This window comes from Burkholderia sp. BDU5 (assembly GCF_001522845.1).
Classification (GTDB): domain Bacteria; phylum Pseudomonadota; class Gammaproteobacteria; order Burkholderiales; family Burkholderiaceae; genus Burkholderia; species Burkholderia mayonis.
Genome location: NZ_LOWC01000053.1, coordinates 60,529 through 84,411, shown reverse-complemented (window position 1 = coordinate 84,411; position 23,883 = coordinate 60,529). Strand labels below are relative to the sequence as shown.

At 66.9% G+C, this 23,883-nt stretch carries 23 protein-coding genes; 8 read left to right on the top strand and 15 right to left on the bottom strand.

From position 1 onward, the window contains the following. Positions 1–40: 40 nt before the first annotated feature. The 15 genes from WS69_RS10585 to mpl all read right to left on the bottom strand — a co-directional run bounded on the left by WS69_RS10585 (position 41) and on the right by mpl (position 16,927). The gene (locus WS69_RS10585) at positions 41–856 is read right to left on the bottom strand and encodes an SDR family NAD(P)-dependent oxidoreductase (RefSeq protein WP_082716122.1); all 816 of its coding nucleotides are present in this window, start codon (positions 854–856) and stop codon (positions 41–43) included. 40 nt (positions 857–896) lie between these two features. Then, the gene (gene araH, locus WS69_RS10580; RefSeq protein ID WP_059470727.1) at positions 897–1,901 is read right to left on the bottom strand and encodes an L-arabinose ABC transporter permease AraH; all 1,005 of its coding nucleotides are present in this window, start codon (positions 1,899–1,901) and stop codon (positions 897–899) included. A 104-nt stretch (positions 1,902–2,005) separates the two neighbouring features. Then, positions 2,006–3,517 carry an L-arabinose ABC transporter ATP-binding protein AraG gene (gene araG / locus WS69_RS10575; RefSeq protein WP_059470892.1) on the bottom strand — a complete coding sequence of 504 codons (1,512 nt, stop codon included), beginning with the start codon at positions 3,515–3,517 and terminating at the stop codon, positions 2,006–2,008. Positions 3,518–3,650: 133 nt separating this feature from the next. Continuing rightward, positions 3,651–4,646 carry an arabinose ABC transporter substrate-binding protein gene (locus WS69_RS10570; protein ID WP_059470726.1) on the bottom strand — a complete coding sequence of 332 codons (996 nt, stop codon included), beginning with the start codon at positions 4,644–4,646 and terminating at the stop codon, positions 3,651–3,653. A gap of 130 nt (positions 4,647–4,776) precedes the next feature. Next, the gene (locus tag WS69_RS10565) at positions 4,777–5,556 is read right to left on the bottom strand and encodes an SDR family oxidoreductase (protein ID WP_059470725.1); all 780 of its coding nucleotides are present in this window, start codon (positions 5,554–5,556) and stop codon (positions 4,777–4,779) included. Next, positions 5,553–6,242 (bottom strand): 2-dehydro-3-deoxy-6-phosphogalactonate aldolase, encoded by a 690-nt coding sequence (locus tag WS69_RS10560; RefSeq protein WP_059470724.1) that lies wholly within the window; start codon positions 6,240–6,242, stop codon positions 5,553–5,555. Before WS69_RS10560 ends, WS69_RS10565 begins: the two co-directional genes overlap by 4 nt. 40 nt (positions 6,243–6,282) lie before the next feature. Then, positions 6,283–7,296 (bottom strand): 2-dehydro-3-deoxygalactonokinase, encoded by a 1,014-nt coding sequence (locus WS69_RS10555; protein WP_059470723.1) that lies wholly within the window; start codon positions 7,294–7,296, stop codon positions 6,283–6,285. Further along, positions 7,293–8,210: an IclR family transcriptional regulator gene (locus WS69_RS10550; protein ID WP_059470722.1), complete on the bottom strand. Its 918-nt coding sequence runs from the start codon at positions 8,208–8,210 to the stop codon at positions 7,293–7,295. Before WS69_RS10550 ends, WS69_RS10555 begins: the two co-directional genes overlap by 4 nt. 271 nt (positions 8,211–8,481) lie before the next feature. Further along, the gene (locus WS69_RS10545) at positions 8,482–8,880 is read right to left on the bottom strand and encodes an EF-hand domain-containing protein (protein WP_059470721.1); all 399 of its coding nucleotides are present in this window, start codon (positions 8,878–8,880) and stop codon (positions 8,482–8,484) included. Between the two features lie 91 nt (positions 8,881–8,971). After that, positions 8,972–10,606, bottom strand: coding sequence for a S10 family peptidase (locus WS69_RS10540; RefSeq protein ID WP_059470720.1), 1,635 nt, complete (start codon positions 10,604–10,606; stop codon positions 8,972–8,974). Between the two features lie 483 nt (positions 10,607–11,089). Further along, entirely contained in the window at positions 11,090–11,860 is a 771-nt protein-coding gene (mtgA, locus tag WS69_RS10535) for a monofunctional biosynthetic peptidoglycan transglycosylase (protein ID WP_059470719.1), read from the bottom strand. Between the two features lie 19 nt (positions 11,861–11,879). Next, positions 11,880–12,758: a shikimate dehydrogenase gene (gene aroE / locus WS69_RS10530; protein ID WP_059470718.1), complete on the bottom strand. Its 879-nt coding sequence runs from the start codon at positions 12,756–12,758 to the stop codon at positions 11,880–11,882. Then, the gene (locus WS69_RS10525) at positions 12,755–14,833 is read right to left on the bottom strand and encodes a ribonuclease catalytic domain-containing protein (protein WP_059470717.1); all 2,079 of its coding nucleotides are present in this window, start codon (positions 14,831–14,833) and stop codon (positions 12,755–12,757) included. The genes aroE and WS69_RS10525 overlap by 4 nt, the downstream gene beginning before the upstream one ends. 115 nt (positions 14,834–14,948) lie before the next feature. Next, positions 14,949–15,518, bottom strand: a complete 570-nt coding sequence (locus WS69_RS10520) for a YqiA/YcfP family alpha/beta fold hydrolase (RefSeq protein ID WP_059470716.1) — start codon at positions 15,516–15,518, stop codon at positions 14,949–14,951. Then, positions 15,515–16,927, bottom strand: coding sequence for a UDP-N-acetylmuramate:L-alanyl-gamma-D-glutamyl-meso-diaminopimelate ligase (gene mpl, locus WS69_RS10515; RefSeq protein WP_082716094.1), 1,413 nt, complete (start codon positions 16,925–16,927; stop codon positions 15,515–15,517). The genes WS69_RS10520 and mpl overlap by 4 nt, the downstream gene beginning before the upstream one ends. 193 nt (positions 16,928–17,120) lie before the next feature. Between mpl and WS69_RS10510 the strand changes: the two genes are divergently transcribed. The 8 genes from WS69_RS10510 to tpx all read left to right on the top strand — a co-directional run bounded on the left by WS69_RS10510 (position 17,121) and on the right by tpx (position 23,841). Further along, the gene (locus WS69_RS10510) at positions 17,121–17,765 is read left to right on the top strand and encodes a hypothetical protein (RefSeq protein ID WP_059470714.1); all 645 of its coding nucleotides are present in this window, start codon (positions 17,121–17,123) and stop codon (positions 17,763–17,765) included. 4 nt (positions 17,766–17,769) lie between these two features. Further along, positions 17,770–18,333: a TlpA family protein disulfide reductase gene (locus WS69_RS10505; protein WP_059470713.1), complete on the top strand. Its 564-nt coding sequence runs from the start codon at positions 17,770–17,772 to the stop codon at positions 18,331–18,333. Positions 18,334–18,527: 194 nt separating this feature from the next. Next, positions 18,528–18,980 (top strand): type II 3-dehydroquinate dehydratase, encoded by a 453-nt coding sequence (gene aroQ, locus WS69_RS10500; protein WP_059470712.1) that lies wholly within the window; start codon positions 18,528–18,530, stop codon positions 18,978–18,980. A 66-nt stretch (positions 18,981–19,046) separates the two neighbouring features. Beyond that, positions 19,047–19,520 carry an acetyl-CoA carboxylase biotin carboxyl carrier protein gene (gene accB, locus WS69_RS10495; RefSeq protein WP_059470711.1) on the top strand — a complete coding sequence of 158 codons (474 nt, stop codon included), beginning with the start codon at positions 19,047–19,049 and terminating at the stop codon, positions 19,518–19,520. An 85-nt stretch (positions 19,521–19,605) separates the two neighbouring features. Beyond that, positions 19,606–20,973 carry an acetyl-CoA carboxylase biotin carboxylase subunit gene (accC, locus tag WS69_RS10490; RefSeq protein ID WP_010106529.1) on the top strand — a complete coding sequence of 456 codons (1,368 nt, stop codon included), beginning with the start codon at positions 19,606–19,608 and terminating at the stop codon, positions 20,971–20,973. Between the two features lie 2 nt (positions 20,974–20,975). Continuing rightward, positions 20,976–21,878 (top strand): 50S ribosomal protein L11 methyltransferase, encoded by a 903-nt coding sequence (gene prmA, locus WS69_RS10485; RefSeq protein ID WP_059470710.1) that lies wholly within the window; start codon positions 20,976–20,978, stop codon positions 21,876–21,878. A 48-nt stretch (positions 21,879–21,926) separates the two neighbouring features. After that, positions 21,927–23,270, top strand: a complete 1,344-nt coding sequence (locus tag WS69_RS10480) for a DUF3426 domain-containing protein (protein WP_059470709.1) — start codon at positions 21,927–21,929, stop codon at positions 23,268–23,270. A 67-nt stretch (positions 23,271–23,337) separates the two neighbouring features. Continuing rightward, the gene (tpx, locus tag WS69_RS10475; RefSeq protein ID WP_059470708.1) at positions 23,338–23,841 is read left to right on the top strand and encodes a thiol peroxidase; all 504 of its coding nucleotides are present in this window, start codon (positions 23,338–23,340) and stop codon (positions 23,839–23,841) included. Positions 23,842–23,883 lie beyond the last annotated feature (42 nt).

The following is a 23,883-nucleotide window of genomic DNA, read 5'->3' as shown; positions in this document are numbered from 1 at the left end:
GTCCTCCTGCTTCCGTCGAACTTCGTCATCCGAACGATTGTTACGCCCACCCGCCGTCGACGACGACATCCTGCGCGGTGATCATCCGGCTGTCGTCCGCGGCGAGAAAGAGCGCCATCCGCGCGAGATCGCCGGGCAGCAGCTCGGCGTCGATGCACTGCCCCGCCTTGATCGCCGCACGGCCCGCATCGTCGAGCCACAGCCGGCGCTGCTTGTCGGTCATGACCCAGCCGGGCACGAGCGAATTCACGCGAATGCGGAACGGCCCGAGCTCGCGCGCAAGCGCGCGCGTCAGCCCCTGCACCGCCGCCTTCGCGGTCGCGTAGACCGGATAGCCCGCGTTCTTCAGCATCCAGCTGATCGAACCGAGATTGACGATCGAGCCGCTGCCCAACTGCTTCATGTCGTCGATCACCGCCTGCGCGGCAAAGAACTGATGGCGCAGGTTCACCGCGATGCCGGCGTCGAACGATTCGGGCGTCACGTCCTCGATTGCGTGGCGAACGTCGTTCGCCGCGTTGTTGACGAGCACCGCGATCGGGCCGATGTGCGCGCGGATCGTGTCGATCGCGCCACGCAGCGCCGCGACGTCGGTGAGATCGCACGCGACGAACACGGGCGCGTGCGCCGCATCGGCCAATCGCGCGGCGAGCGCTTCGCCCGCTCGCGCATCGAGGTCGACGAACGCGACGCGCGCATCCTGCTGCGCGAAGTGCTCGACGAACGACGCGCCGATGCCGGTCGCGCCGCCCGTGATCAGCACCGTGCGGCCGGCGAGGCTCGGATAGCATGCGTAACGCATATCCTGCACGTCCTGCACATCGTGTGCGCCGCTCGATTCGTGATGCGAATAAATTTCACTCATCTGTCCATTCCCGAAAAAACGGTCGATGCGATCAATCGCGTGCGCCGCGATTCTTCAGTTGATCGAGCAGCACGGCGGCGAGCAGGATCGCGCCGCGCACAAGATATTGATAGAACGCGTCGATGTTGAGCAGGTTCATCACGTTCTCGACGGTGCCCATGATCAGCACGCCGATCACGACACCCGAGATCGACGCGCGTCCGCCCGCGAGCGACACGCCGCCCAGCACGCATGCGGAGATCACGTTCAGCTCGAAGCCTTGCGCTGCGTTAGGCTGGCCCGACGTGATCCGCGACGCGAGGATCACGCCCGCGAGCGCGGTCACCGCGCCCTGGATCAGGAAGATGTAGACACGCGTGCGCTCGACGTTGATCCCGGCGAGCCGCGACGCTTCCGGATTGCCGCCGATCGCGAGCGTGTTGCGGCCATACACGGTCTGATTGAGCAGCACGCCGAACACGACGAAGCACACGAGCGTCACCCAGATCGGCAGCGACACGCCGAGAAACGACAGGCCGCCCAGCGAAATGAACGTCTCCGACGACACGCCGACCGCCTGCCCCTTTGACACGATGAAGCCGAGCCCGCGCACGATCTCCATCGTCGCGAGCGTCGTGATCAGCGCGTTGATCCGCAGATACGCGATCACCGCGCCGTTGACGAAGCCGATGACCGCGCCCGCCGCGACGGCCGCGGCGATCGCGACGAACGTGTTGTCGGTCGCGTTGAGCACCATCGCGCACAGCACGCCGGCGAACGCGACTGTCGAGCCGATCGACAGGTCGAAATCGCGCGATGCGAGGCAGAACATCATCGTGCACGCGACCATCCCGATCTGCGAGATCGACAGCGCGAGGCCGAGCATGTTGTCGATCGAGAAAAAATGATCGACCGTCAGCGACATCGCGGCGAACATCACCGCGAAGATCGCAACGAGGCTGTAGTCGGCGATGTGCTGCCGCCAGCGCTGCCGGTCTTCGGCCGGCGCAACCGCCGCGCGCGCCGCGGCTTGTGGAAGATTCTCTCTCGCTTGCATGTCGTTTGCTCCTCTGCCGGGTGGCGCTGCCGCCCGTGTCTCCGTTTCTTGAATCAGTCGTCCCACCCGCCGCGAGCCGTTGCGCGCCGATCGCGCGCCGCCCGTCACGCGGCGTGCGCGGTCGCGCCCTGCGGCAGCGCGAGATTGAGCACCGCCTCTTCGTTCGCTTCGCCGCGCGCGAGCTCGCCCGCGATCCGCCCTTCGCGCATCACGACGATGCGGTCCGATACGCCGAGCACTTCCGGCAACTCGGACGACACCATCACGATCGCGCAGCCGCGTTGCGCGAGCGCGTAGATCACGCCGTAGATCTCGTGTTTCGCGCCGACGTCGATGCCGCGCGTCGGCTCGTCGAGGATCACGACCTTCAGATCCGGCTCGGCGAGCCAGCGCGCGAGAATCGCCTTCTGCTGATTGCCGCCCGACAGGAAGCGGATCTTCTGCCGACGGTTAGGCGTCTTGATCTTCAGCAGCTTGATGAAGCGCTCGGCGGTCTCCGCCTCGCGCTTGCGATCGAGGAAGAGGCCCGCGCGCAGCGCATGGCGGCGGCAGCTGATGTTGATGTTCTCGGCGACCGACGCATGCGCGACGATCCCCTCTTCCTTGCGATCCTCGGGACACAGGACGATCCCGTGACGAATCGCGTCGCGCGTCGAGCGGATGTCGAGCCGCTTGCCGTCGAGCGTGAGCGCGCCGCCCGTCCGGCGGTCCGCGCCGTAGATCACGCGCATCAGTTCGCTGCGCCCCGCGCCGACGAGCCCGAAGAAGCCGACGATCTCGCCCGCGCGCACGTCGAAGCTCGCGCCCGCGCGCAGCGCGTCGCCTTCGAGCGCGCGCGCCGACAGACGCACGTCGCCGAGCGCGCGCGGCGCGTAGTGATAGATGTCGCTGATCTCGCGGCCGACCATCTGGCGCACGAGCGTCTCGCGCGGCACGTTCGCGAGCGACGCGTGCGACGCGACTTGCCGGCCGTCGCGAAAGATCGTGCACGCATCGCAGAGCCGATAGATCTCGTCCATCCGGTGCGAAATGTAGATGAGCGCGCGGCCGTCGCGCCGCAGATCGTCGACGAGCTTGAAGAGCACCTCCGTCTCGCGGTGCGACAGCGAGCTCGTCGGCTCGTCAAGCGCGATCACGCGCGCGTTGCGCAGCAGCGCCTTGCAGATCTCGACCATCTGGCGCTGCGCGATCGACAGGCTGCGCAGCTTCGCCTGCGGATCGAGATCGACGCCCATCGCGGCGAGCCGCTCGCGCACGAAGCGCTGCGCCTCGCGCTTCCTGACCCAGCCGAGCGCGCTCGGCAGCCGGCCGAGCAGCAGGTTCTCGGCGACCGTCAGGTCGGGCACGTACTGCAGCTCCTGATGAATCACCGCGATGCCCGCCGCGATCGACACGGCGGCGCTCGGAAACCGCATCGCCTGCCCGCCGACGAGCACGCTGCCCGAATCGGGCTGATATTCGCCGCCGAGAATCTTGAGCAGCGTCGACTTGCCCGCGCCGTTCTCGCCCATCAGGCCGTGCACCTGCCCCGCGTGCACGTCGAATGAAATGCCGTCGAGCGCGCGCACGCCGGGAAAGACCTTGCCGATATTGTCAAAACGCAGTGCCGCAGCCACGTCGCCTCCGTCTCCCGCCATCCGTATTGCCATTTCGTCGCATCGCTGCGTTCGTCGCTGCGTTCTCCGCCACGTTCTCCGCTGCGAGCGCCGCGTCGCGCGACGCCCGCATCGCGGGCACGGCGAACGCCGCTCACTTCGCCGCGAGGCCCATCGTCTCGCGTACGCGGCCGACGTTGTCGCGCGTCGCGAGCATGCCGGTCGTCAACGTGAGAGGCGGCGGCGCCTTGCCTTGCGCGATCCACGTGTACATCAGCTCGGACGTCTCTTCGCCGTGCCGCTTCGGGCTGATGATCACGGTGCCGAAGAAGCCCGTCGGCTGCGGCTTCTTGAACTCGTTGAGCGCCGAGTCCGAGCCGCCGATGCCGATGCCGATCATGTCGGCCACCTTGAAGCCGCGCCCTTCCGCCGCGCGCACCGCGCCGAGCACCGCTTCGTCGTTGAGGCCATACGCGACCCAGTGCTTGAACCTCGGATTCTTCGTGAGCGCGATGTTCGCCGCATTGAACGCGTTCTCGGTGTCGGTCTTCGCCTGCGGCGCGACGATCACGTTCGCCTTCGGAAAGCCGGCGGCGACGAGCGCGTCGGTTGCGCCCGTCGTGCGATCGTGCGCGGTCGGCAACTGCTCGTACGTGATGTCGATCGCGCCGACTTCGTTGATGTTCCAGCCGCGCTTCTTGATCTCGGCCGCAATCCCGCTGCCGACCTGCTTGCCGATGTCGTACGCGGAGATGCCCATGTGCGGGACCGATTCGATCGGCTTGCCCGCGCCGTCGACGAGCCGGTCGTCCACTGTCATCATCTTCAAGCCGTGCGACTTCGCCTTCGCGACGATGCCTGGCCCGAGCTTCACGTCGGGCGTGCAGATGATGAAGCCTTGCGCTTTCTGCGCGGCGAGATTGTCGATCGCGCTCATCACCTTCTCGCCGGACGGCGCGCCGATCTTCACGAGCGTGAAGCCCTTCTCCTTCGCGGCCATCTCGGCGAATTTCCATTCGTCCTGGAACCACGGCTCCTCGGGCTGCTTGACGAGGAAGCCGATCTTCACGGGCTCGGCCGCGTGCGCGGGCAGGCCCGCCGCCGCGACCGTCGCCGCTGCCGCCAGCGTGATGAACATTCTGCGTTTCATGTTGCTTGTCTCCTTGTTGTCTCCGTCACCGGATCTGTCGGCCGCTTCGTCGTCTCGACGCGGCGCGTGCGACCGTCGCGCGCCGCCTTCGCACGTCGTGCATCCCTGACGGGACGACCGCGCGAGTGAATCAGTCGTGGTACAGCACCGATCGGCCGCCGTCGATCGTGATGCAGCTCGCGTTGATGAACGGCGCCTCGTCCGAAGCGAGGAACACCGCGGTCATCGCGACTTCGTCCGGCTGCCCGATCCGCTTCATCGGCTGCAGCGCGAGCGTCTCGCGCCGCGCGGCCTGCGGGTCGGGATGCGCGTTCCACCAGTCGTGCGTCGCCTGCGTCTCGATGTAGCCCGGCGCGATCGCATTCACGCGCACGTTGCGCGGCGCGTATTCGATGCCGAGCGCGCGCGTCAGGCCCAGCACGCCGTGCTTCGCGACCGGGTACGGAAAGCAGCCGGGAATGATCTTGAACGCATGCGTCGACGCGATGTTCACGATGCTGCCGCGTCCGCGCTCGACCATCCCCGGCAGCACCGCGCGACAGCCGTTCCAGACGCCGTCGAGATCGACTGCGAAGCAGCGCCGCCAATCGTCGTCGGTGAGCGCGAGCGGATCGCGAAACACGCTGATGCCGGCGTTGTTGACGAGCACGTCGAGCGGGCCGAATGCGCGCGCCGCCTGCGCAACCGCGGCCGACATCGATTCGGCTTGCGTGACGTCCGTCTGTATCGCGAGCACGCGCGCATCGGCGATGTCGCGCCCGATCGCGTCGGCCGTCTCTTCGGCGAGCGCGGCATCGAGCTCCGCGAGCGCGACGGCCGCGCCTTCGCGCACGAACGCGCGCGCGATGGCAGCGCCGATGCCGCGTCCAGCGCCCGTCACGAGCGCGACCTTGCCCGCGAGCCGGCTCACCGCGCCGCTCCCTTGCGCGCGATCCGCAGCCCCTTGACGAACGCCTGCGCGTGCGAAGCGGTGACGGCGGGCGCCTGTCCGGGCGCATACAGCGCCGAGCCGAGGCCGAAGCCGTTCGCGCCCGCCGCGAGATACGGGCCCATGTTCTCGGGCGTGATCCCGCCGACCGGCACGAGCGGCACCCGCGCGTCGATCACCGCGCGCCACGCCTTCACGGCGGACTGGCCGAGCTGCTCGGCGGGAAACATCTTCAGCACGTCCGCGCCGTTCGCGAGCGCGGCGAACGCCTCGGTCGGCGTCGCGACACCGGGCGCGCATGCGATGCCGAGCGTCTTCGCGCGGCGCACGACGTCGCCGTCCGCATGCGGCATCACGATCAGCTCGCCGCCCGCGCGCACCACTTCGTCGACGTATTCGGCGCGCAGCACCGTGCCCGCACCGACGATCGCATCGGCGGGCAACGCAGCGCGCAATGCGGCGATGCTGTCGAACGGATCGGGTGAATTGAGCGGCACCTCGACGATGCGAAAGCCCGCTTCGTACAGCGCAGCGCCGTGCGCCGCCGCGTCGGCGGGCGTGAGCCCGCGCAGGATCGCGATCAGCGGACACGCGTCGAACGCGCGCATCAGTCCGCGATGCGGCGCATACGGCGCGGGAAAACGGAGTGCTTCTGCATCCATCGGCATCCTCTCCTCCAGCAACTTCGTGTCGAGACGCGTTTCGCGTCTATTGCGGCGCGCAGACGGCGCCGCCTGCCGCGCCGACGAGCCCCGCCTGCGTCGCGATGCGCCACAGGCCGCGCTCGGAAGCACGTTCGACGATGCGCGCATCGCCGCAACCGAATTCGGCGAGCGCGCGCCGGTAGCGATCGCACAACGCGCCGTCGCCGACGAGGCGCGGCGCCAGCGCCGCGAGCGATGCGCGGTGGCTGTCCAGCAACGCATCGAGCGCGTTCAGCTCATGACCGATCAGCAGTCCAGACAAATAGTCGCCCTGCGCCTGCGGCGCAAGCTGACCGGTCAGCCCGAGCGTGCGGGTGCTGAACAGCGTCGCGAGCAATCCTTCGCTGCGCTTGCGTCGTGCGATCCGCACGCCGCGCGCGAACGCCGCCCAGTCCGACGCATCGCTCGGCTGCATCGTGCGGCCGAGAATCGTGTGCCCGCGTAGCGCGGCGAACAACTCGCCCGTCATGTACGTGCGAAACCACTCGATGCGGCCGTCGCGCACCCACGCCCATTTCGCGTGCGTGCCGGGCAAGCCGATCAGCACGCCTGCACGTTCGCGCGCAAGCGACGGCTCGGCGGCGAGCGTGCCGACGATCTGCGTTTCCTCGCCGCGCATCACGTCCGGCAGCTCGCCCGGCTCGAGCGCGCCCGGCACGATCGCGAGCGCCGAACCGCGCGCGGTGCGAAGCCGCACGAGGCTCGACGCGAACGCATCGGCAGCGGCCGGCATCGTCACGTAGGGCGCCTCGCGCCAGCCCTGCGCGCTGCCGACCATCCCCGACGCGAGCGCCGGCACGTGCGGCGTGCGGTCGAGCCATGCGCCGCAAGCGTGCTCGAACGCGGCATCGAACGCCTGCGACGGCGACGCGCCTGTCGCGCCGGGCAAGCTCATCACGCCGGCCGCGAACGCGCGCGTGTCGAGCACCGAGCCGTCGGCGGCGAACAGGTATGCACGCAGCGACGTCGTCCCCCAGTCGAGCCCGATCAGCGCGGGCGTGGTCGCGTGCGCCGTCATCGCTTGATCCTGCGCGTCGCCTGCGGCGCGCTCCAGCCGAGGTCGGCCGAAATCGCGCGCGCGCCGCGCTGCACGAGCGGCACGAGTTCGTTCATCCGGTCGAGCGACATGTAGGGAATCGTGCTCGCGACCGACAGCGCGGCGACGATCGCGCCCGACGCGTCGCGCACCGGCGCGGCGACGCAGCGAATCGACGTTTCGTTCTCCTCGAGATCGAACGTGTAGCCGCCCGCCGCGTAGTGCGCCATCCGCTGCAGGAACGTGCCGACGTCCGGACGGCGATCCGGCTTGAAATTCACGCCCGCGAGCGCGCGCTTCGACGCGTCGAACAGCGAGCGCCACCTGTCCGGATCGAGGTCGAGCATCATCGCCTTGCCGATTCCCGTCGACGCGAGCGGCATCCGGTGGCCGATTCGCGAGCGCATCTCGAGGCCGCGCGTACCGGGAATCTTGTCGATGTAGAGCACGTCGTCGCCGTCGCGCACGCCGAGGTGGATCGTGTCGAGCGTCGCTTGCGCGAGCGCTTCGAGATGCGGGCGCGCGACCGCCGTGAGCGGCATCTGCTCGAGCGCGATCGTGCCGAGCTCGATCAGCTTCGGACCGAGCAGATAGCCGCCTTGCACCTGGCGCAGATAACGTGCCTGCACGAGGCTGCTGACGAGACGGTGCGTCGTGCTGCGCGTCGTGCCGAGCGCGGCGCCGATCGCGCGCATGTCGCGGGCGCCGCCCGCGACCGCCTCGAGGATCGCAAGACCGCGCAGCAGCGTTTGCGTGCCCGCCTGCTGCGCGGCGAGATCGAGCGGCGTGCTCGTCGCACCGATGCTGTCGGCGAGCGTCGCGTCGGACATATCGGACGTGTCGGGATGGACGGCCGTCGCGCCGTTCAAGGCAAGCGTCATAGGCGTTTTGCTCATGGTGCGATGAACTCCGGCAAGTCAGACACGCGAGCCGTCGGGTTTGCGACGACTGCGCATCTGCCGAAGCGTGTCGATGTGCTTCGGATTGTAGGGGGGCGTGCCACCATCTCCAATATTTGAGTGCAACGCCCATATATTGGGAATTCTAATCGTTCCGTTCCCGCGAGCCGGTCGCGCGCATGAAAAAACGGGCTGAGCCGAATGTCCGGCTGAGCCCGTTCGATGCGCACCCCGTGGTCCTCGTGGGGGTAAGCGATGCGCGACTTGCTTACTTCTGCGTCGCGCTCTGCGATTGGATGTAGCGCTGCACGTCGGAGAACGACACGCGTCCCGCATGGTTCGCGTCGATCTGCTTGAAGTTCTTCGCGACGTAGCCGAGGCCCGCTGCCTTCGCCTGCGCTTCGGTCAGGCCCGTGTTGTTCACGTCGGCCGCCGCGAACTGGCGCTGCAGCTTGCGCACGACCTGCGCATGCAGCGCGGCGCCCGATGTCTGCGTGCCGGCCGTCGGCTTGCGCGCGGCGGGCGGCACGTACGGATCACCGAGCTGCGCCTGCGTGTGGCGATCGGGTTGCGCGTCGCTCGCCGCCTCCTGCGCGAACGCCGCTTGCGTAAACACGAGGCCCGCGGCGAACAGCGCCGACCAGGCGAATGCCGATTGGATTTTCATGTCAGCTCCGATGAGAAATGGGGTCGTCATGGCCCGTCGCGCGCGGCGCATCATGCGCGCAGCGCGACGGACGGTGAAGCATCGTTCGACGTCATTGCGCGACGGGCGTCGCACCATAGAACGTCACCAGATCGGCTTTCTCCTGCGGCCGCGACGTATCGTCCAGATAAACCATGTGCCCGCCCTGATAGTCCTTGATCGTCAGATTGGGCTGCGCGCCGAGACGGGCGAGATCGAGTTCCGTCTGATAAAACGGCGTCGCGATGTCGTGATAGCCGTTCAACGACAGTACCTTCAGCGAAGGATTGAGCGTGAGCGCCGTGGCCAGATCCGGAATCGTATCGGGCAGGTCGAGGCCGTCGTGACTCCAGTCCCATGTGTAGATCGCATTGCTCCCTACAGCATAGGCCGACTTCGCCGAGTACTTCAGCACGTTCGGCAAATAGGCGCCGATCGTGTCGGTGAACGGCTTCGTGATGAAGCTGCTCGACGGATCGCCGCCCGATGCGAGCGGGCTGTTCGTCGGCACGTTCACGCGCGCGTCGTAGCGGCCGATCAGCGTGCCCGGGATCAGGGCCAGCTGATAGCTGTTGTCGTACATAGTCGGCAGCAGGTTGAAGTTCGCGCGCCACAGCGAAGGGGTCGCGCCCGTCGAATTCGACATCGTCGTCACGAGGCTCTGCGGCGGCGGCGTATTGCTCGCGAGATAGGCGTTCACGGCCGGCGAATACGTGCCCGCCGTCAGCAGACGCATCTGGTCGGCATACTGCGGCAGGTCCGCCGGATTCGGATTGTCGAGCCGATAGTACGCGCCGACCGCGCCGTAACTCGGCACGAAGCCTGCGCAGCTGATCGTGCTCGACCCGTTGTTCGAATTGCCGACATTGTTGCTCGCCATGTCGCAGTTGCTGTTGTAGTTGAGGATCGACGACTGCAGCACGATCCCGTCGAGCTTCACGCCGGCCGTCTCGAGCAGGTTCGCGAGCACGTCGGTGCGCGGCGTGCCGTACGATTCGCCGAACAGGTACTTCGGCGAATCGTTGCGCTGATTCACCTGCAGATAGCGGATCACGAAATCGCGAAATGCTCCGCCGTCCTGATCGACGCCCCAGAATGTCTGATTCGTGTTCGGCGCGATCGCTTCCGAAAAGCCCGTGCCGATCGCGTCGATGAACACGAGATCGGTCGTGTCGAGGAGCGTTTCCTGGTTGTCGACGAACGGGAACGGCGTCGGACTGTTCGCGTTCGGGTCGCCCGTCACGAGGCGCTTCGGCCCGAACGAGCCGAGGTGCAGCCAGACCGTCGACGAGCCGGGGCCGCCGTTGTAGAAGAACGTGACGGGACGTTTGCCGAGCGGCTGGTTGTCCGCCGTGTACGCGACGTAGAAGAACGACGCCTCGGCCGCGCCCGTCTGCGGGTTGCGCGCAGTCAGGTGGCCCGCAGTCGCTGTGTAGTTGATCGTCTTGCCGTTCAACGTGATCTGGTGATGCGTGATCGCGGCGTTCTCGGTCGCGGCGAAAGCCGACAGCGATGCGCTTGCGCTCGACGAATAACGGTTGGGATCTTGATACGGCTTGTCCGCGCCGGATGAAGTGTCGGTGCTGCTCGAACTGTTCTCGCTCGCAGCGGCGCCCGCGGCGGGATTCGCATCATCTCCGTTGCACGCTGCGAGGAGCAGCGAAGAGAATACTGCGGCTAATAGCAGCTTCGTCTTACGTGCTGGCATAGTCGTTTTCCTTCTCTCATGTTGTTTTTTTCAGAGCGGCCGGATAGACGCCCCCACCTTGCTCGTTCGGCCCGATAGACCGAGGCGTGGGCCAATATACGCGACAAGATTCGATTTGAAAAATAGCGAAACATTTGAAAGAAACAAGGTTTACTTTATTCTTTCAAATTCGATTTTTCATTTGAACAAAATCGATACGGAATCAGGCTTTCGAGCGGCATTTTGTCAATTCGATCGAGACAGAATCGACGGTAGAGCGGATTTTTTATTGCTGCATTCGCACTGCGCGGCGGAATTAATTTGGCAATCGAAATAAATCGAGTAATTACCCGAATGCCCGACGTATCGGTTTTGAAAGATTTGTGGAAGCGCAGATATTGGGATGGTGCACCGCAAAGGGCGCGCTGATCTCCTGCATGAAGAAGCGCCGTCGTTCGACAGAAGCGCGCGTCGGCAAGCGATCGCGCTGCGGCCCATCCGCGCTCACTGCGACGCGGGCAATTCCGCCGCGCCCATCCGTCGCGCGATCACGCCCGCGCGCTGCGCAAGGTAAGACGAGCCACGATGCGCGTCGAAATACTTCGGATTCGGCAGCATCACCGCGAGGCGCGCCGATTGCCACGCGGAAAGCCGGCTCGCGGGAATCCGGAAGTAGTACTGCGCGGCGGCTTCCGCGCCGTACACCCCGCGGCCGAATTCGACCGAGTTCAGGTAGATCTCGAAGATGCGCTCCTTGTCGAGCAGCGTTTCGAGCATCCACGTAATGATGAGCTCCTGCCCCTTGCGGATGTAACTCTTCTCACTGGACAGGAACAGATTGCGCGCGAGCTGCTGCGTGATCGTCGAGCCGCCCGACACGATCCGGCCGTGCGCGCGGTTCTTTTCCCACGCCTGCAGAATCGCGTCCACTTCGTAGCCCGAATTGTTCGCGAAATCGGCGTCTTCGGATGCGATCACCGCGCGCTTCAGGTTCCGCGAGATCCGCTCGTACGGCGCCCACTGATGCCGGATCGTCACGGCGGGCCGCGCGGCCGACAGGCGCCACGCGTCAGCGCGCATGAACGCGCTCGACCCCGGATCGACCGCCGTCCACATCGCGATCTGCGCAAAGTAATAGAGCTGCGTCGCGAGCCACGCGCCGGCGAATACGCCGCCCGCATACGCGAACCAGTGCGCGAGACCGCGCTTGCGCGCGCCGGTCGCACCGCGCGCGGGCGCGAAGCCCGGGCCGGGCGAAACGGGACTGTTCCGCATCCCGCAGCGCCTCTTGCGTTCAGTGCGCCGCCGACGCCGCGAGCGCGGCGCGCAGCGCGGCGAGCACAGGCGCGCTGTCGGGCCGCACGCCTCGCCATACGTAGAACGATTCCGCCGCCTGCTCGACGAGCATCCCGAGCCCGTCCGCCGCGCGCGCGCCGAGCGCCGCCGCGTGCTCCATGAAGACGGTCGGCCGCGCGCCGTACATCATGTCGTACGCGAGCGTCGCCGGGCCGAACGCCACGGCGTCGCATTCGGGCAGCGCCGCGTCGAGGCTGCCCGCCGTCGCGTTGACGATCACGTCGTAAGGCTCGCGCGCGATCCGCTCGGAACCGCCGCCCGCGAGCACGCAGCCCGCATCGTGCGCGGCTTGCGTGAACTGGCCGACGAGCTCTTCCGCCTTGCTCGCCGTCCGGTTGACGATCGTGAGCGACGTGGGTGCGCGCTCGAGGATCGGCAGCACGACGCCGCGCGCCGCACCACCCGCGCCGAGCAGCAGAATCCGCGCGCCCGCCAGGCTCACGCCGAGATTCGTTTCGATGTCGCGCACGAGACCGACGCCATCGGTGTTGTCGCCGAAGATGCCGTTCTCGTCGAAGCGCAGCGTGTTCACCGCGCCCGCCGCCGCAGCGCGCGGCGACAGCGTGTCGGCGAGCGCATAGGCTTCGAGCTTGAACGGCACCGTGACGTTCACGCCGCGGCCGCCCTGCGCGACGAATTCACGCACCGCGGCCGTGAAGCCGTCGAGCGGCGCGAGCAAATACGTGTACGCGATCGTCTCGCCCGTCTGCTCGGCAAAGCGCGTGTGAATGAACGGCGACTTGCTGTGCGCGATCGGATTGCCGATCACCGCGTAGCGATCGCGCGCGCCCGCAGCGGGTTCGACGGTCGTGCTCATTTCGGCTGCTCCTCGCCGTTCGCGGACGCGTCGCCCTCGCCGCCCGCCGCGCCGCCCGCCTCGGCGAGCGCTTCCGCTTCGCTTTCGGCCGACTCGTCGGCGGCGTCGAGCGGCACGTCGTCGGCCGCTTCGGCCTCCTCTTCGTCCTCGGCCGGCTCGCCGCCCGACACCGTCGGCGCGTCGAGCACGCTCAAGAGCCGCACCGACGCCTCGATCGTCAGTTCGTCGACCGACATCACGTCGAGCAGCACGCGCGTGCCGCGCGCGTGCACGCCGAGCGCGGGCACGTGCAGCAGCAGGGGCACTTCGTCGAGACGCACGAGCTCGCCCTTCACGACAGTCGCGCTCACCTGCTTGCGGCCTTCCTGCTTGATCCAGCGCAGGCACCAGAAATACTCCATCCGGCGCTGATGATCGGCGTATGCGGCGTACGTATCGTCGAAGCCCTGCACGACCGCGTACAGATCCGCGTCCTTCTGCTTGAACGGCGCGGCGAGCTTCGCGGTCACGCCGTGCTGCACGCACGCGAGCAGTTGCCATTGATTGACGAGGTCGACGTAGCGGCGCAGCGGCGACGTGCTCCACGCATACTGCGGCACGCCGAGCCCTTCGTGCGGCGCGGCGCTCGTCTGCATCCGCGTGCGCTTCGGCCCGCTCGGCATGCCGAACGCGCGCTGCGTGCGATAGATGCCCGGCACGCTATGGTCATGCAGGAACGCGCCCCACGTCGAGTTCGCGAGGATCGCGAGTTCGGACACGATCAGATCGAGCGGCGAACCGCGCCGGCGAGGCGTGATCGTCACGTGCTCGCCTTCGACGTAGAAGTTGTAATCGGTATTGCGCTGCACTTCGCGCCTGAGCCCGTAGCCCGCGCGCGCGACCTGGCGCTTCTCGAAGAGCGCCTGCGCGAGCGGCCAGAGCACCGCGATGTCGTCCTTGTGCGGATAGTCGCCCGTGCCGGCCGCGAGCGCATCCTCGGTGACGAGCTCGTCGAGCGTGTTGTGGCGCAGGTTGCTCTTCACATAGACGTATTCGGCGCGCGTCTCGTTCGCGACGATCTCCTGCGTGTCGCGCTTCACGATGATGTACAGCGACAGCGCCGGGCGGTAGTCGCCCTCCTTCAGCGTGAATACGTCGACGACGTCGTCCGGCAGCATCGTGATCTTGTCGCCCGGCATGTAGACGGTCGACAGCCGCGCACGCGCGACCGCGTCGACCGCGTCGCCGCGCGCGACGCCGAGCGCGGGCGCCGCGATGTGCACGCCGATCCGCACGCGCCCGTCGGTCAGATGCTCGACCGAGAATGCATCGTCGATCTCGGTCGTCGTGATGTCGTCGATCGAAAACGCACCGACGTCCGCGCGCGGCAAGTCGTCGGGCAGCTTGCCGACCGTGATGGACGGAAAGCCCGTGCCGTGCGGGAAGTACTCGGCGAGAAAGCGCGCTTCGTGCAACGCGCGCGCAGACGGAATGCCGCCGCAGTCGAGCATCAGCCGCGCGGGCGACACGCCGCGTGCGAGCGCCGCCGCGTCGAGCGCCTTGTATTCGATCGAATTCTTGTCCGGCTTCGTCAGAAGGTTGAGCGCCTTGCCGGCGAACACGTCGGGCAGCTTGCCCGCCTTCAGCTCGTCTTCGTAGCCGGCCTGCACGAGCGCCTGCTGACGCTTGCGCTCCAGCGCGGCGAGCGCCATCTTCAGTTGCTCTTCGGGCGCGCGCTGATACTGGCCGCGCCCCTTGCGGCGGAAATAGACGGGCGAGCCGTGCAGGCGCAGCACGAGCGCCGCGCGCTCGACCGGGCCATAGCTCGCGCCGAAATACTCGTCGGCGAGCGCCGCGTACGCGAATTCCTCGGCGGGCGCGCATTCCCACAGAAAATCCAGATCGATCTGCTGCGCGGCCTCGTCCGCCTGCTGCATCAACTCGCTCGCGGCGGGTTTCTCGAATTCGATCAGCACATCCTTCGCGCGCACCTTCGCGCGCCGGCCGCCCGGCAATTCGACCTGAAACGCGTCGCCCTGGCGCGACAGCACGCTGCCCGCCTTGAAACTGCCCGATTCCTCGAAGAAAACGTTCACTCAGTACTCTCGTCTTTCGTTCAGACTTCCGCGCGCCGCGCTTCGCTTCGGAAGCAGGCGACGCCGCGTGTGGTGTGTAAGGCGCCATGCGCCGGACCTCGCATCCGGCACCGGCCTATCCGGCGTCGCAAAATGCGAGAACGTCGTCGATGTAGTCGGCAAATTCGCTGATCCCGTGATCGCTGCCTTCGATGACGCAGGTTCGCGCGCCCGGATAGCGCGCGAGCATTTCGCGATAGTCGAGCACTTCGTCGCCCGTCGCCGCGAACAAATAGTAGCGCTCGGGCCGCGTGACCGCCGCGACGCGCAACACGTTCAGCTCGTCCAGATGATGCGGCTCGACGACGATCGTGCCGCCGCCGTGCCAGAGCGGCTGCTCGCCGAGATAGCGACGCAGGTCGCGCTGCGGCTGCGTCGCCGGATTGAGCAGCACCGCGCGCCAGCCGTGCGTTTCCGCAAGCCAGGTCGCATAGTAGCCGCCGAGTGAGCTGCCGATCACGGTGACGTCGCGCGCGGGCACGCCGGCGACTTCCGCCTCGGCCGCCGTGATCGCGTCGAGCGGCGCCACCGACAACGTCGGGCAGCGCCACTCGTCCGCGCGTCCGAGATCGGCGAGCCGGGCGGCAAGCGCGCGCGCCTTGAACGACTGCGGCGACGAGCGAAAGCCGTGCAGATACAGGATCACGCGCCGCTCCGGGCCGACGCCGCGTCGCCGCGAGCCGACAGCGCGTCGAGCAGCTTCTGGTGCACGCCGCCGAAGCCGCCGTTGCTCATTACGAGCACGTGATCGCCCGGCTGCGCCGCCGCCGTCACCGCCTTCACGAGCGCGTGCAGGTCGTCGAACGCGTGCGCCTTGTCGCCGAGCGGTGCAAGGGCATCGGGAAGGCTCCAGCCGAGCGCGTCTCGGCCCGTCGGCGCGCCGTAGCCGAACACGAGATCGGCGTCGGCGAGGCTCGCCGACAGTTGCGCCTTCATCGCGCCGAGCTTCATCGTGTTCGAGCGCGGCTCCAGCACGGCGAGGATTCGGGTGTTTTCGCTGCCGATGCGAGCACGAAGACCGGCAATCGTCGTTTCGATCGCAGTCGGATGATGTGCAAAGTCGTCATAGACGGTCACGCCGTCGACGCTGCCGCGCACTTCCATCCGGCGCTTCACGTTGCGGAACGTCGCCAGCGCGGCGGCCGCCTGCGCAGGCGGCGCGCCGACATGGCGCGCGGCCGCGATCGCGGCGAGCGCGTTCATCCGGTTGTGCTCGCCCTGAACCTGCCAGTCGACGACGCCGACGCGCTCGCTGCGCCAATACACGGCGAAGCGCTCGTCGACCGGCACGCCGTCCTCGGCGGGCAGCGCCTGCCAGCCGCCGTCGACGCCGAAACGCTCGACGTCGCTCCAGCAGCCGCGCGACAGCACGCGTTCGAGCGCGTCCTCGCGGCCGTTCGTCACGAGCCGGCCGACACTCGGTACCGTACGCACGAGGTGATGGAATTGCGTTTCGATCGCGGCGAGATCCGGGAAAATGTCGGCATGATCGAACTCTAGATTGTTCAGGATCGCGGTGCGCGGCCGGTAGTGGACGAATTTCGAGCGCTTGTCGAAGAACGCGGTGTCGTATTCGTCCGCTTCGATCACGAAGAAGCTCGAATCGGTGAGGCGCGCGGACACACCGAAGTTCAGCGGCACACCGCCGATCAGGAAGCCGGGATTCAGGCCCGCGTCTTCCAGGATCCACGCGAGCATCGAGCTCGTCGTCGTCTTGCCATGCGTGCCGGCGACAGCGAGCACCCACTTGCCCGTCAGCACGTGTTCGCCGAGCCACTGCGGACCGGACACGTACGGCAACCCGCGATCGAGGATCGCCTCCATCAGCGGATTGCCGCGCGACACCACGTTGCCGATCACGAACAGATCGGGCTTCAGATCGATCTGCTCGGCGCCGTAGCCCTCGATCAGCCGAATGCCCTGCGCCTCGAGCTGCGTGCTCATCGGCGGATAGACGCCCGCGTCACAGCCGGTCACGGTGTGGCCCGCCGCGCGGGCGAGCACGGCGAGACCGCCCATGAAGGTGCCGCAGATGCCGAGAATGTGGATATGCATAAAGCTTCGCGCCGCGTGGGCGTAGTCGAATCGGAGGCCGGCCGCGCCTCGCGCCGGTTGCCGGGGAAACACGTGCGACGTGGCGCTCGCGCCGCCGCGCAAAGGGGGCTATTGTAACTGACGGCCCCGACGCGAACGACGGTTGACGCAACCGCCGAGTCGCTCGGCACCGATCTAGTATGATTGCCGGATCATGTCTCGCAAAACCCTACTCGACCCGCGGCGCGTACGCGACGAAATCGCGCTCGCCGCGGCGCGCCTGATCGCCGAAGACGGGCTCGACTACGCCGGCGCGAAGCGCAAAGCCGCGCGCCAAGTGCTCGGCGACAGCCGAATTGCCGGCGAATGGCTGCCAGATAACGATCAGATCGAAGAAGAACTGCACGAATACCTCGCGCTGTTCCAAGGCGAAACGCAGCCCGCCGAACTGCGCCGGCTGCGTCTCGTCGCGCTCGCGTGGATGGAGCGGCTCGCGCCGTTCAATCCGTACATCGCGGGCGCGGTGCTGAACGGCACGGCGAACGCGCATTCCGACGTCCATCTGCAGGTCTTCTGCGACAACCAGAAGGACGTTGCGATCTATCTGCTGAACCAGAACATCCAGTACGACGTGTCCGAGACCCGCCACTTCGCGGGACGCGGCGACGTCGAGACGCTCAGCTTCCTGTGGCGTGAAGCGCGCGGCGCGGAGCCCGTCGGCATCCACGTCGCACTGTATACAAGCGACGACCTGCGCGGCGCCGTGAAGGCGGACGCCCGCGGCCGTCTGTCGCGAGCCGACGCGCAAGCACTGCGCGCGCTCGTCGAAGCGTCGCCCTCCTCACCAACCCAATCTTGAACCGATGAACAGCAAAGGGATTTTCGCAGGCATCGTGATCGCAGCCATCGCGATCGCAGGCGGCCTCGCCGCCGGCCACTGGGTGCGCGGCGGCAGCTCGGCCGACGGCAGCGCGCCGACGAGCATGCCCACCGCGAGCAATATGGGCAACGCAGTCGACGCGCTGTGGGCCGCTTCGTATCCGGACGTCGACGGCAAGCCGCAAGGGCTCGCCGCCTTCAAGGGACAGAAAGTGGTCGTCAATTTCTGGGCGTCCTGGTGCGGTCCATGCATCGAAGAGATGCCGGAGCTCGTGAAGCTGTCGCGCGAATACGAGAAGAAGGGCGTGCGTTTTGTCGGGATTGGCGTCGATTCCGAGCAGAACGTGAAGAATTTCCTGAAGAAAGTGCCGGTCGACTATCCGATCGTCGTCAGCGGCTACGCCGGGGCCGATCTGGCCCGCAACTTCGGAAATACGGCCGGCGCACTGCCTTTTACCATCGTCATCGACGAAACCGGCAAGGTTCGCGAGACAAAATTGGGGCAAATCCACCCGGGCGAACTGAAACGCACGCTCGACACACTCTGATCCAGGCCGCCCGACTGCCGGCGCGTTGTCGATATTTGGGATCGGTTAGCGTCAATTTACACGAAATTGACCGATTCTGACTTCAGCGGCGCGCGAATTCGCGTTCGCCAAGGCAATAGTCCTTTCAGCAAAACTAGACAAATTTCTCTAATTGGCTATAAAGTTCGCGCAATTCCGCAGAAAAAGAAGCGACCATGACACGATTGCTGGTACTGCACGGCCCTAACCTGAACCTTCTCGGCACCCGGGAACCGGAGGTGTACGGCCGCGTGACCCTCGCGCAGATCGATCAGGCGCTGGCCGCACGGGCGCAGGACGCGGGCGTCGAACTCGAGTCGTTCCAGAGCAACCACGAGGGCGCGCTCGTCGACCGCGTCCAGGCTGCGAGAAATGACGGCACCGAGTTCATCCTGATCAATCCGGCTGCGCATACGCATACGAGCGTTGCGATCCGGGATGCGCTCGCGGGCGTCGGCATTCCGTTCGTCGAGATTCATCTGTCGAACGTGCACCGCCGCGAGCCGTTCAGGCATCACTCTTATTTCTCCGATCAGGCCGAAGGCGTGATCTGCGGCCTCGGTTGGAAAGGTTATCTGTACGCGCTCGAATACGCGCTCGACAAGCTGCAAAGCGCGTCGCGCGGCTGATTTTCAAGAACTCGATTCAGCGCCGGTCCCGAACCGGCGTTTCACGTATTGAAAGGGGAACTCCCGATGGACCTTCGCAAGCTGAAAACTCTGATCGACCTCGTCTCCGAATCCGGCATCTCCGAGCTGGAAGTCACCGAAGGCGAAGGCAAGGTGCGCATCGTCAAGAACGCGCCGCCGGTCTATGTGCAGCAGCCGGGCGGCTATGCACCGCAGGTGAGCGCCCCCCCTCCCGCCATGACGCTGCAGGCTGAAGGCGCGAGCGCCCCGGCATCCGCCGCCGCGCCCGCCGTGAGCGCGCCGCAGGGCCACGTCGTGACGTCGCCGATGGTGGGCACCTTCTACCGCGCGCCGTCGCCGGGCGCCGATCCGTTCGTCCAGGTCGGCGACACCGTGAAGGAAGGCCAGACGCTTTGCATCATCGAAGCGATGAAGCTCCTGAACGAAATCGAGTCCGACAAGGCAGGCGTCATCAAGGAAATCCTCGCCGAAAACGGCCAGGCCGTCGAATACGGCCAGCCGCTCTTCGTGATCGGCTAAGACCCGCCGCGCGGCGCGCCCGTCAGCGACGCCGCTCCTCTCAAGGCGCGCGCTCGCGCGCCCATCGAAGAGACGAATACTCGCTATGTTTGAAAAAATCCTCATTGCCAATCGCGGGGAAATCGCGCTGCGCATTCAGCGCGCGTGCCGCGAGCTCGGCGTCAAGACGGTGGTCGTCTATTCCGAGGCCGACAAGGAAGCCAAGTATGTAAAGTTAGCCGACGAAGCGGTCTGTATTGGCCCGGCTCCGTCGAATCTGAGCTACCTGAACATGCCGGCCCTCATCAGCGCGGCCGAAGTCACCGACGCGGAAGCGATCCACCCGGGCTACGGCTTCCTGTCGGAAAACGCCGATTTCGCCGAGCGCGTCGAGCAATCGGGCTTCACCTTCATCGGCCCGCGTCCGGACACGATCCGCATGATGGGCGACAAAGTCACCGCGAAGCAGACGATGATCCGCACCGGCGTGCCCTGCGTGCCGGGTTCGGACGGCGCGTTGCCGGACGATCCGAAGGAGATCGTGAAAATTGCGCGCTCGGTCGGCTATCCGGTGATCATCAAGGCTGCCGGCGGCGGCGGCGGACGCGGAATGCGCGTCGTCCACACCGAGGCGGCGCTCGTGAACGCGGTCAATATGACGCGCGAGGAAGCGGGCCGCGCGTTCGGCAATCCGCAGGTCTATATGGAGAAGTTTCTCGAGAATCCGCGCCACATCGAGATCCAGGTGCTTGCCGACTCGCACAAGAACGCGGTCTGGCTCGGTGAGCGCGACTGTTCGATGCAGCGCCGTCACCAGAAGGTGATCGAGGAAGCGCCCGCACCCGGCATCGCGCGCCGCCTGATCGACCGGATCGGCGATCGCTGCGCGGACGCGTGCAAGAAGATGGGCTACCTCGGCGCGGGCACGTTCGAGTTCCTGTACGAGAACAACGAGTTCTACTTCATCGAGATGAACACGCGCGTCCAGGTCGAGCATCCGGTGACGGAGCTGATCACGGGCGTCGACATCGTCCAGGAGCAGATCCGGATCGCCGCGGGCGAAAAGCTGTCGTTCCGCCAGCGCGACATCCAGTTCCGCGGCCACGCGATCGAATGCCGGATCAACGCCGAAGATCCGTTCAAGTTCACGCCGTCGCCGGGCCGGATCACGTCGTGGCACACGCCGGGCGGCCCGGGCATCCGCGTCGATTCGCACGCGTACAATGGTTATTTCGTCCCGCCCAACTACGATTCGATGATCGGCAAGCTGATCGCCTATGGCGCGACGCGCGAACAGGCAATCAGCCGGATGCGCATCGCGCTGTCGGAAATGGTGGTCGAAGGCATTCTGACCAACATCCCGCTGCATCGCGAGCTGATGCTCGATTCGAAGTTCGTCGAAGGCGGCACGAGCATTCACTACCTCGAAAACCGGCTCGCGCAGAAACAGCAGGCCGCGCCGGAAGAAGCGTAATCATGAGCTATCGGGAACTCGTCGCCGAACTGCCGCGCGAGCACGCGGAGGCACTGTCCGACGCGCTCGTCGAGCTGGGCGCATTGTCGGTGTCCGTCGAGGACGCCGACGCCGACACGCCGGACGAGCAGCCGCTCTTCGGCGAACCGGGTCTAACGCCCGAGCGCACCGCGTGGCAGCATTCGCGCGTGATCGCGCTCGTCGACGCGACGCAGGATCCCGCGGTGCTGCTCGCCGCCGCCGCGAACGAAGCCGGCCTCGCCGAAACGCCGCGCTTCGCGCTGCGCGAAGTCGAGGAGCAGGACTGGGTGCGGCTCACGCAATCGCAATTCGACCCGATCCACATCGGCGAGAAGATCTGGGTCGTGCCGTCGTGGCACGATGCGCCGGAGCCCAACGCGCTCGTGCTCGAACTCGATCCGGGCCTCGCGTTCGGCACGGGCAGCCACCCGACGACGCGCCTTTGCATGGAATGGCTCGAGCAGACCGTGCAGCCCGGCCAGACGGTGCTCGACTACGGCTGCGGCTCCGGCATCCTCGCGATCCTCGCGAAGAAGTGCGGCGCGGGCAGCGTGACCGGCATCGACATCGATCCGCAAGCGGTCGAAGCGGCGCGCCATAACAGCGAGCGCAATCGCGCGGATGTCGCGTACGGCCGGCCCGGCGACTGCCCCGACGGCGAATTCGACATCGTCGTCGCGAACATCCTGTCGAATCCGCTGAAGCTGATGGCATCGATGCTCGCATCGAAAGTGAAGCCGGGCGGGCGCATCGCGCTGTCGGGCGTGCTCGCGCGGCAGGCGGACGAAGTCGCGAGCGTCTACGCCCGCTATATCGATATCGCCGTCTGGCGTGAACACGAAGGTTGGGTATGCCTTGCCGGAACGCGGCGGGAAAGCCATTAGAATAAGCGCTGTCCTTCACCTCAGGCCCCGCTGGCTGCCCAGCTGACCATGCTCCTTGCGACGCGCTGCCCTCATTGTGAAACCGTCTTCCGGCTGCAACAGGAACAACTCGCGCTGCACGACGGTCTCGTGCGCTGCGGCCACTGCCAGCAGGTGTTCGACGCGGCGCACGCGCTCGTGCCCGCCAAGCCGGACGCGGCCTCTGCGCAAGCGGCGCCGCACGCGCCACTGCAGCAGCCGGCGCCGCAGCGTCTGTTCGACGCGACGTCGCCCGATCTTCGTCCGCTCGAAGCCGGCCACCGCGATTTCGCGCCGGGCGCATGGGACATGTGGGCGCCATGGCTCGACGGCACGGTCGATCCGAAGCTGCAAGTGACGAGCGCGAGCGTCGGCGCCGCGACGAACGGTACGGCCGCGACGCGCGTTCCTGCAGACGAATCGCACGAATCCGCATCCGACGCGTCGACGCACGAAGTGCCCGAAGCCCTCGAAACGCCCCGAACGCATCCGGCAAAAACGTCCGTGCTCGCAGAACAAGCTGCTCGCACGCAGCACGCAGCCGACACCGACACGCATGCCGCCCAAACGTCCGACGCCGACGTGCCCGCCGTCGGCGTCCGCAAATTCCCCCCGCCGCCAAGCCCGACGCTCGATGTCGTTCGCACGGATGCCGAGCGCGAGCCCGAAGCCGCGCGCTCCCCTGCGCCCGGCCCCCTGACGCACGATGCGGCCGAACCCGCGCTCGCGTCGCCCGCGGCCGCCGCGCTCGCCGATGCCGCCCACGATCACGAGCCGCGCTTCGGCGCTGCGGCGTCGCCCCGATCCGACGCCGAGCCGTTCGCGACGTCGCCCGAACCCGACAATCGCGAACATTTCGCGATGACCCGCGAAACGCGGACGAGCGCGGCGGGCGGCGGCTTCACGCGTGCGCTCGGCGTGCTCGTCGCGCTGGCGCTCGCCGCGCTCCTCGCCGCACAGCTCGCATGGTGGCAGCGAGAGACGATCACGATCCACTGGCCGTCGACGGAGCCGCTTTTCAAGCAGGCGTGCGCGAAGCTCGGCTGCGCGGTCACGCCGCCACGCGCGATCGACGGCCTGCGGCTCGACGCCTCGGATCTGCGCCAGCTCGACGGCCCGCGCCTCCTCGAGCTGAAGGTGCCGCTCACGAACCGCTACCGCGTCGCGCTCGCGTATCCGTCGATCGAGCTCACGCTGCTCGACGAAGCCAACAACATCACCGCGCGCCGTGTGCTCGCGCCGCGCGACTACGTGCGCCCCGGCACGCGCGTCGAAGCGGGCATGCCCGCCGGCGCGACGCAGACGATGATCGTCAGAATCGAGACCGACGGCATCGCCGCGTCGAATTTCCGCGTCCAGATCTTTTATCCGTAACGCGCCGCAATGCGGCGCGTGGCCTCAACCCGTGCGCCGCATAGGCGCACACATTTGGAGCACGAACATGAGCAAAGTCACGCTGGGTGGCAACCCGATCGAAATCGCCGGCACGTTCCCGATCATCGGCTCGCAAGCTCCCGATTTCAAGCTGGTCGGCAAGGACCTCGCCGACCTCTCGCTGGCGAGCTTCGCCGGCAAGCGCAAGGTGCTGAACATCGTCCCGAGCCTCGACACGCCGACCTGCGCGACGTCGACCCGTAAGTTCAACGAAGCGGCGAGCAAGCTCGACAACACGGTCGTCATCGTCGTGTCGGCCGACCTGCCGTTCGCGGCAACCCGCTTCTGCACGACGGAAGGCCTCGCGAACGTCGTCACCGCGTCGACGTTCCGCGGCGGCCGCGCATTCGCCGACGCATACGGCGTGAACGTGACGAGCGGCCCGCTCGACGGACTGACTGCGCGCGCGGTCGTCGTGATCGACGAGAACGACAAAGTCACGCACACCGAGCTCGTCGGCGAAATCAAGGACGAGCCGAACTACGACGACGCCCTCGCCGCACTGAAGTAAGCCGCACCAAGCGGCAGCGCCGCGCGGCGCTGCCGCCCTCTC

Coding starts and splice junctions, on each gene's coding strand:
- araH (WP_059470727.1), bottom strand. CDS start 1,901: ATGCAAGCGAGAGAGAATCTTCCACAAGCCGCGGCGCGCGCGGCGGTT.
- WS69_RS10550 (WP_059470722.1), bottom strand. CDS start 8,210: ATGAGCAAAACGCCTATGACGCTTGCCTTGAACGGCGCGACGGCCGTC.
- WS69_RS10545 (WP_059470721.1), bottom strand. CDS start 8,880: ATGAAAATCCAATCGGCATTCGCCTGGTCGGCGCTGTTCGCCGCGGGC.
- accB (WP_059470711.1), top strand. CDS start 19,047: ATGGACCTTCGCAAGCTGAAAACTCTGATCGACCTCGTCTCCGAATCC.
- tpx (WP_059470708.1), top strand. CDS start 23,338: ATGAGCAAAGTCACGCTGGGTGGCAACCCGATCGAAATCGCCGGCACG.
- prmA (WP_059470710.1), top strand. CDS start 20,976: ATGAGCTATCGGGAACTCGTCGCCGAACTGCCGCGCGAGCACGCGGAG.
- aroE (WP_059470718.1), bottom strand. CDS start 12,758: ATGAGCACGACCGTCGAACCCGCTGCGGGCGCGCGCGATCGCTACGCG.
- WS69_RS10555 (WP_059470723.1), bottom strand. CDS start 7,296: ATGACGGCGCACGCGACCACGCCCGCGCTGATCGGGCTCGACTGGGGG.
- WS69_RS10540 (WP_059470720.1), bottom strand. CDS start 10,606: ATGCCAGCACGTAAGACGAAGCTGCTATTAGCCGCAGTATTCTCTTCG.
- accC (WP_010106529.1), top strand. CDS start 19,606: ATGTTTGAAAAAATCCTCATTGCCAATCGCGGGGAAATCGCGCTGCGC.
- mpl (WP_082716094.1), bottom strand. CDS start 16,927: ATGCATATCCACATTCTCGGCATCTGCGGCACCTTCATGGGCGGTCTC.
- WS69_RS10480 (WP_059470709.1), top strand. CDS start 21,927: ATGCTCCTTGCGACGCGCTGCCCTCATTGTGAAACCGTCTTCCGGCTG.
- WS69_RS10510 (WP_059470714.1), top strand. CDS start 17,121: ATGTCTCGCAAAACCCTACTCGACCCGCGGCGCGTACGCGACGAAATC.
- WS69_RS10570 (WP_059470726.1), bottom strand. CDS start 4,646: ATGAAACGCAGAATGTTCATCACGCTGGCGGCAGCGGCGACGGTCGCG.
- WS69_RS10560 (WP_059470724.1), bottom strand. CDS start 6,242: ATGCCGATGGATGCAGAAGCACTCCGTTTTCCCGCGCCGTATGCGCCG.
- mtgA (WP_059470719.1), bottom strand. CDS start 11,860: ATGCGGAACAGTCCCGTTTCGCCCGGCCCGGGCTTCGCGCCCGCGCGC.
- WS69_RS10505 (WP_059470713.1), top strand. CDS start 17,770: ATGAACAGCAAAGGGATTTTCGCAGGCATCGTGATCGCAGCCATCGCG.
- aroQ (WP_059470712.1), top strand. CDS start 18,528: ATGACACGATTGCTGGTACTGCACGGCCCTAACCTGAACCTTCTCGGC.